The organism is Pseudomonas sp. m6p (genome assembly GCF_055760375.1).
Map to the genome: position 1 here is coordinate 6,378,092 of NZ_CM147084.1, position 7,290 is coordinate 6,385,381.

The 7,290-nt window shown below is 60.4% G+C and carries 8 protein-coding genes; 5 read left to right on the top strand and 3 right to left on the bottom strand.

Annotated elements, in window-relative coordinates:
- The first annotated feature begins 1 nt into the window (after position 1).
- Together ACYZUM_RS29120 and hemE are read left to right on the top strand one after the other, a co-directional pair.
- Positions 2–1,420 (top strand): FAD-dependent oxidoreductase, encoded by a 1,419-nt coding sequence (locus tag ACYZUM_RS29120; protein ID WP_007909438.1) that lies wholly within the window; start codon positions 2–4, stop codon positions 1,418–1,420.
- 253 nt (positions 1,421–1,673) lie between these two features.
- Entirely contained in the window at positions 1,674–2,741 is a 1,068-nt protein-coding gene (gene hemE / locus ACYZUM_RS29125) for a uroporphyrinogen decarboxylase (protein WP_007968321.1), read from the top strand.
- 135 nt (positions 2,742–2,876) lie between these two features.
- Here the strand turns inward: hemE and ACYZUM_RS29130 are convergent, their stop codons facing one another.
- A complete protein-coding gene (locus ACYZUM_RS29130; RefSeq protein WP_440828819.1) occupies positions 2,877–4,091 on the bottom strand; it encodes an MFS transporter in 1,215 nt (404 codons plus the stop codon).
- A gap of 178 nt (positions 4,092–4,269) precedes the next feature.
- On the opposite strand from ACYZUM_RS29130, the gene ACYZUM_RS29135 reads away from it, so the two are divergent.
- On the top strand, positions 4,270–5,172 hold the full coding sequence (locus ACYZUM_RS29135) for a LysR family transcriptional regulator (protein WP_108181452.1): 903 nt from the start codon (positions 4,270–4,272) through the stop codon (positions 5,170–5,172).
- Between the two features lie 104 nt (positions 5,173–5,276).
- Here the strand turns inward: ACYZUM_RS29135 and ACYZUM_RS29140 are convergent, their stop codons facing one another.
- Positions 5,277–5,714, bottom strand: coding sequence for an excinuclease (locus ACYZUM_RS29140; protein WP_108181453.1), 438 nt, complete (start codon positions 5,712–5,714; stop codon positions 5,277–5,279).
- 117 nt (positions 5,715–5,831) lie between these two features.
- Between ACYZUM_RS29140 and ACYZUM_RS29145 the strand changes: the two genes are divergently transcribed.
- On the top strand, positions 5,832–6,137 hold the full coding sequence (locus ACYZUM_RS29145) for a type II toxin-antitoxin system RelE/ParE family toxin (RefSeq protein ID WP_041074898.1): 306 nt from the start codon (positions 5,832–5,834) through the stop codon (positions 6,135–6,137).
- Positions 6,134–6,421 carry an addiction module antidote protein gene (locus ACYZUM_RS29150; RefSeq protein WP_007943750.1) on the top strand — a complete coding sequence of 96 codons (288 nt, stop codon included), beginning with the start codon at positions 6,134–6,136 and terminating at the stop codon, positions 6,419–6,421. The genes ACYZUM_RS29145 and ACYZUM_RS29150 overlap by 4 nt, the downstream gene beginning before the upstream one ends.
- A gap of 56 nt (positions 6,422–6,477) precedes the next feature.
- Here ACYZUM_RS29150 and ACYZUM_RS29155 read toward each other — a convergent pair whose 3' ends face one another.
- Positions 6,478–7,287 (bottom strand): hypothetical protein, encoded by an 810-nt coding sequence (locus ACYZUM_RS29155; protein WP_041074895.1) that lies wholly within the window; start codon positions 7,285–7,287, stop codon positions 6,478–6,480.
- Positions 7,288–7,290: the final 3 nt, after the last annotated feature.

Sequence of the window (7,290 nt, forward strand, 5' to 3'; positions counted from 1 at the left end):
AATGGCTGAACGTCTGAATAACGACTTCCAGTTCATCGATGTCGGGCGCAAGGATCCGAAGAAGAAACTGTTGCGTCAGCGCAAGAAAGAGTTCGTCGAGATCTACGAACCGTTCAAACCCCAGCAGTCGGCCGACCAGGCCCACCGCTGCCTGGGTTGCGGCAACCCGTATTGCGAATGGAAGTGCCCGGTGCACAACTTCATTCCCAACTGGCTGAAGCTGGTGGCCGAGGGCAACATCCTCCAGGCCGCCGAGCTGTCGCACCAGACCAACACCCTGCCGGAAGTCTGCGGCCGGGTGTGCCCGCAGGATCGTCTGTGCGAGGGTGCTTGTACCCTCAACGACGGTTTCGGTGCGGTGACCATCGGTTCGGTCGAGAAGTACATCACCGACACCGCATTCGCCATGGGCTGGCGCCCGGACATGTCCAAGGTCAAGCCGACCGGCAAGCGTGTCGCGATCATCGGTGCCGGCCCGGCGGGTCTGGGTTGTGCCGACGTGCTGGTGCGTGGCGGCGTGACCCCGGTGGTGTTCGACAAGAACCCGGAAATTGGCGGTCTGCTGACCTTCGGCATTCCCGAGTTCAAGCTTGAGAAGACCGTGCTGAGCAATCGTCGCGAAGTCTTCACCGGGATGGGCATCGAATTCCGCCTCAACACCGAGGTCGGTAAGGACGTGACCATGGAGCAACTGCTTGCCGAATACGATGCGGTGTTCATGGGCATGGGCACCTACACCTACATGAAGGGCGGTTTTGCCGGTGAGGATCTGCCGGGCGTCTACGACGCGCTGGATTTCCTGATTGCCAACGTCAACCGCAATCTGGGCTTTGAAAAGTCGCCGGAAGATTTCGTCGACATGAAAGGCAAGAAGGTTGTGGTGCTCGGTGGTGGCGACACGGCGATGGACTGCAACCGCACCTCGATCCGCCAGGGCGCCAAGTCGGTGACCTGCGCTTATCGTCGTGACGAAGCGAACATGCCCGGCTCGCGCAAAGAGGTGAAGAACGCCAAGGAAGAAGGCGTGAAATTCCTCTACAACCGCCAGCCGATCGCGATCGTAGGCGAAGACAAGGTCGAAGGCGTGAAAGTGGTCGAGACCCGTCTCGGTGAGCCGGACGCCCGTGGCCGTCGCAGCCCCGAGCCGATCCCGGGCTCCGAAGAGATCATCCCGGCCGACGCCGTGGTCATCGCGTTCGGTTTCCGTCCGAGCCCGGCACCGTGGTTTGAACAGTTCGAAATCCAGACCGACAGCCAGGGCCGCGTCGTCGCGCCTGAGCAAGGTCAGTACAAGCACCAGACCAGCAACCCGAAAATCTTCGCCGGTGGCGACATGGTGCGCGGTTCCGACCTGGTGGTGACGGCGATCTTCGAAGGCCGCAATGCGGCTGAAGGGATCCTCGATTACCTGGGCGTCTAACCTCGGATCCTGAACCAAACGCAATAACCCTGTGGGAGCGAGCCTGCTCGCGAAAGCGGTCTGTCAGCCAACTTCACTGTTGGATGTACCGGCCTATTCGCGAGCAGGCTCGCTCCCACAGTTGTTTCTCGGTGTTGCTGATAACGCCTTTCCAACGCAATAAATTGACCCGATAGACAAAAGGCTGACCTGCATCCGTGCCTTTTGCGTCGCGCTCTGAGAAAATGCCCGCACTTTTTTTCCGGATGCCGACATGACTGCCCTGAAGAACGACCGTTTCCTCCGCGCCCTGCTCAAGCAACCCGTTGACGTCACCCCGGTGTGGATGATGCGCCAGGCCGGCCGCTACCTGCCTGAATACCGCGCCAGCCGTGCCCAGGCCGGTGATTTCATGAGCCTGTGCATGAATCCGGAATTCGCTTGCGAAGTCACGTTGCAACCGCTCGACCGCTATCCGCAACTGGACGCGGCGATCCTGTTTTCCGACATCCTCACCATTCCCGATGCCATGGGCCAGGGCCTGTACTTCGAGACCGGTGAAGGTCCGCGCTTCAAGAAAGTCGTCAGCACCCTGGCGGACATCGAAGCGCTGCCGATCCCGGATCCACACAAGGATCTCGGCTACGTGATGGACGCGGTCAGCACCATCCGCCGCGAGCTGAACGGCCGTGTGCCGCTGATCGGCTTCTCCGGCAGCCCGTGGACCTTGGCGACCTACATGGTCGAAGGCGGTTCGTCGAAAGACTTCCGCAAGACCAAGGCGATGCTCTACGACAACCCGCAAGCCATGCACCTGCTGCTGGACAAGCTGGCGCAGTCGGTGACCTCGTACCTCAACGGCCAGATCCAGGCCGGCGCGCAAGCGGTGCAGATCTTCGATACCTGGGGCGGCAACCTGTCGGCGGCGGCTTATCAGGAATTCTCCCTGGCCTACATGAAGAAAATCGTCAGCGGCCTGATTCGCGAACACGACGGGCGCAAGGTGCCGGTTATCCTCTTCACCAAGAACGGCGGCCTGTGGCTGGAAAGCATCGCCGAGGCCGGCGCCGACGCACTGGGTCTGGACTGGACCTGCGACATCGGCAACGCCCGCGCCCGTGTTGGCGACAAGGTCGCGCTGCAAGGCAACATGGACCCGACCGTGCTCTACGCCAAACCGGAAGCGATCCGCACCGAAGTCGGGCGCATTCTGGCCAGCTACGGCAAGGGCAGCGGCCATGTGTTCAACCTCGGCCACGGCATCACCCCTGAGGTCGATCCGGAGCATGCGGGCGCGTTCCTGCGTGCGGTGCACGAGTTGTCAGCGCAGTATCACGAGTGATCGACGCCCAATAAAAAACGCCCGGCCAATGCCGGGCGTTTTTGTACAAGATCAAAAGATCGCAGCCTGCGGCAGCTCCTACATTGGGATTCGCGTTTCCCTGTAGGAGCTGCCGCAGGCTGCGATCTTTTGCTTTTAAGCTTTCACACCACCAAGTGGCGGCAACTTCGCCAGTTTCAACGCCACCAGCAGCGCCACCAGCAACAGCGCACCAATGAACAGGCCGATGCCATTCCAGCCGCCCAGATGCCAGAACACCCCACCCGCCGTACCGGCAATGCTGGAGCCGGCGTAATAACTGAACAGGTACAACGACGACGCCTGACCCTTGGCCTTGGTCGCGCGCCGGCCGATCCAGCTGCTCGCCACCGAGTGCGCGCCGAAGAAGCCGAACGTGAAGATCAGCATGCCGACGATCACCAGCAACAGCGGTGTGAACATCGTGAGCGCAAGGCCGGCGAACATCAGCGCGATGGTCGCCCACAGCACTTTGCGCCGTCCCAGTTTGTCCGCCAGGGAACCGATTTTGGCCGAACTGTAGATGCCCGACAGGTACACCACCGACAGCAAGCCAACGAACACCTGATCGAGGTTGTACGGTGCCGCCAGCAGGCGATAGCCGATGTAGTTGAACAGAGTGACGAACGCGCCCATCAGCACAAAGGCTTCAAGAAACAGCAGCGGCAGGCCGGCGTCGCGAAAGTGCATGGTGAAGCCGTCGAGCAGGCTGCGCGGATGCAGCGAGCGTGAGCGGAAGTTGCGCGATTCGGGGAGGATCTTCCAGAACACCACCGCCGCGACCAGCGCCAGGCCACCGATCACCAACATCGCCGTGTGCCAACTGACGAAGTCGATCAGCACCCCGGTGATCAAGCGGCCGCTCATCCCGCCAATCGCGTTGCCGCCGATGTACAGGCCCATCGCCAGACCGATGTGCTGCGGATGGATTTCCTCGCTCAAATACGTCATCGCCACCGCCGCCAGACCACTCAACGACAGCCCGATCAGCGCGCGCATGATCAGCACGCCGTGCCAGCTCGGCATCATCGAACTGGCGATCGTGCACAACGCGGCGGCGAACAGTGCCGCGACCATCACCGGTTTGCGCCCGATGCGGTCAGAGATCGGCCCTGTGATCAGCAGACCGAAGGCCAGCATGCCGGTCGCCACCGACAGAATCAGGCTGCTCTGCGCCGCGTTGATTCCATACTCGTGGGACAGCAGCGGCATCATCGGCTGCACGCAATACAGCAAAGCGAAGGTCGCGAAGCCGCCGCTGAACAGCGCCAGCACCGTGCGCATGAACATCGGCGTGCCTTTTTCGATGTAGATCTCCTGCAGCTCGGCGATGACATCGTCCGCCGCGGCAGGCGGAACTTCATGGGCAAGAGGGGCGGCGGCGGTTTTCACATCAGACCTCGGAGGGCACGGCCAGGCAGGCAATGAAAAAATCATATAGCTGGCTAATGTTTCTATCCAATATATTGTTCGACCTGTTTGATAGCTTTAACGACCTAATGGGGTTTCCATGGAATTGCGTCATCTGCGCTACTTCATCGCCGTCGCCGAAGAATTGCATTTCGGCCGCGCCGCACAGGTGCTGGGGATCTCTCAACCACCGCTGAGTCAGCAGATTCAGGCGCTGGAGCAAGAGGTCGGCGCGCGGTTGTTCGAGCGCACCAATCGTCGGGTCGAGCTGAGCGAGGCCGGCCGATTGTTTCTGCAGGAGGCGCGGCTGGTGCTGGCTCAAGTCGACAAAGCGGCGGATGTTGCACGGCGGGCGCAACTCGGAGAGTTGGGGGAACTGAAGATCGGCTTCACCTCGTCGGCGCCGTTCAACTCAACCATTCCACAGGCGATTTTTTCGTTTCGCCAGCGCTTCCCGGCGGTGCACCTGAACCTGCGGGAAATGAGCAGCACCATGGTCGCGGACGCGCTGGTGGATGAGTCGATCGAAGTCGGCATCATGCGTCCGCTGGGTTTGCCGGATTCGCTGAGCGTGGTTGAGCTGATGCGTGAGCCGCTGGTGGCGGTGCTCGGCTCCAAGCATCCGCTGGTGAACGGCAGCGAAGAAGGCCTGTTCCTGGCAGCCCTGGCCCTCGAACCGTTCGTGTTTTTCCCACGCAGTTACGGCAGTGGTCTGTATGCGCAGTTACTCAGCCTGGCGCGGGACGCCGGCTTCAGCCCGCATTTCGCCCAGGAGGCGGGCGAGGCGATGACCATCATCGGGCTGGTGGCGGCGGGCTTGGGGGTGTCGGTGTTGCCAGCGTCTTATCAGCGGATGCGCATCGATGGTGTGGTGTATCGGCCTTTGCTCGATCCGCAAGCGGTGTCGGCGGTGTGGCTGGTGCAGCGCAAGGATCAGAAATCGCCAATGGCCAAGGCGTTCGTCGAACTGCTGACGCGTAAAGTCGAACCTTCAAACGCTTGATTGCTGCGCAATCAAATCGCGAGCAGGCTCGCTCCCACAGGGCAACGCATTTCAAGGTGGGAGCGAGCCTGCTCGCGAAGACGCTCGCCCGAACACTGCATATTTCAGGGCAACCGCACCAGATCCCCCTTCAACGCCACTCGCGTGACAAAAATCCCTGCCCGACACTCATAGGTATTCAAATCCTTGCGCACATGCTGGTCGTAATAACTGACGATATTGACCACCGCATTCGCCCCGACCCGCTTGGCGTCGGCCTGCAACTTGATCAGGTTCGACTGCAGCACCCACTCGCAGGAATCGTGATCGCTCTTGTTGAAACCGTTGGTCTTCAAGTCGCTGACCACACCGCGCTGCAACAACCGCTGAGTTCCCTGAGGCCCGTTGCCGACCAGATAAAACTTCACACTGCCATCCAGCCGCCCGGCGCGAATCGCATCCGAGAGCACAGTTTCGAACGGCATGTACATCAGATTGGTGGCGTGGCTGGCGCTGGGCAATAACCCGAGGAGTGCGGCGGCGATCAGGGCTTTCACTTGCATGGTCATCTCCTTGACTTTGCGAGTCAGCATTCAACGATTTATGGAGTGTAGACACCGTACGTCGGTGCAGAAAAAACCGTCTGGTACATGTGTAGCTCAAGGGCTACACTCTCGGTCATGCCTGAGATCATTCGAAGTTCAACATTCTCCAGCTGGCTTTTGAAGCTGGCTGACAGCCGCGCCAGGATGCGTATTCAGGTGCGCATTGATCGTATGGCCGATGGGAATTTTGGTGATGTCAAAGCCGTCGGTGAGGGGCTCAGCGAAGTCAGAATTGACTATGGCCCCGGATATCGAGTCTATTTCATGCAACAAGGTCGGCAAGTGGTCATCCTCCTTTGTGGTGGAGACAAGAGCAGCCAACCCCGAGATATCAAGCAAGCCAGGCTCATCGCGGAGTCTTGGCAGGAGCAAAACCCATGACCGAACAATTCACTCGTTGGGACTCAGCCGAGTACCTCAAGACAGAAGAGGACATGGCCAATTATCTGGATGCCTGCATGGAGGAGGCTGGAGATGATCCTGCCTTTATCGCCAAGGCACTGGGCACCATTGCGAGAGCGCGAGGCATGACCCAAGTCGCACGTGACGCCGGGCTGTCTCGAGAAAGTCTCTACCGTGCACTGTCAGGTGAAGGAAATCCTGAGTTTGGAACGATTCTGAAAGTGGTGAAGGCGTTGGGCTTGAAGTTACATGCCAGCACTTGAGCTGAACTGAATAGCAAAGGGCGCCGCAAGGCGCCCTTTGTCGTTTCTACTGTCAATCAATCAACGTGTGCCAAATCCCCACGCAACGCCACGCTCGACACCACCAGGCCGGCGCGGCACTGGAATTTCTCGGTGTCCTTGTACAGGTCGCGCTGGTCGACGCTGGCGATGTTGATCACCGCGTTGGCGTCGGCTTTTTTCGCGGCGTTCTGCAGGGTGGCGAGGGCTGATTGCAGCGCCCAGAAGCAGGCGTCGGTGTCGGATTTGTTCGAGCCGTTGGTTTTGCGGCTGCTGCTCACGGTGTCGAGTTTGCGCACTTGCTTGGGCAGGGTTTCGCCCGCCAGGTAGAACTTCACGCTGCCGTCCAGCAGACCGGCGTCGGTGGCGCGTTTGACGCCCTCGCGAAAGCTCAGGTAGGTCGGCTCGTCGGCGCCTTGCTTGACGATGCCCAGGTCGTTGACGAACTCGATGTCCGGGTTGATCGACAACTCCTTGAGCACGTTGTCGCGCAGGCGGTTGACCCAGCGGTTGTAGTTGCCGTGGATCTTGCCGTCCTTGGCGTCGAGGCCGTAGCTGCTGCGGTAGTCGATTTCAAACGAGGTCGGGCTGAACGGGATGTCGACCTCGGCGTGGTGGCGTCCGCGTACCGTGATCGCCGCTTTGATCATGCCCGGGCGAACCGACTGCACCACCCACTGGCGGTCGTTGAGCGCGGTGACGATGGCGCGGCTCATCTGCGCCTGGGTGAAACCGAGGTTGGGCGAAAATTCTTCCTTGGCGTTGTAAACCGGTTTGCTGGTGCAACCGCCGAGCACCAAGGCCAAGGCCAGGGCCAGCAGGGCGGCGATGCGGTGAAACTGAGTCATTCC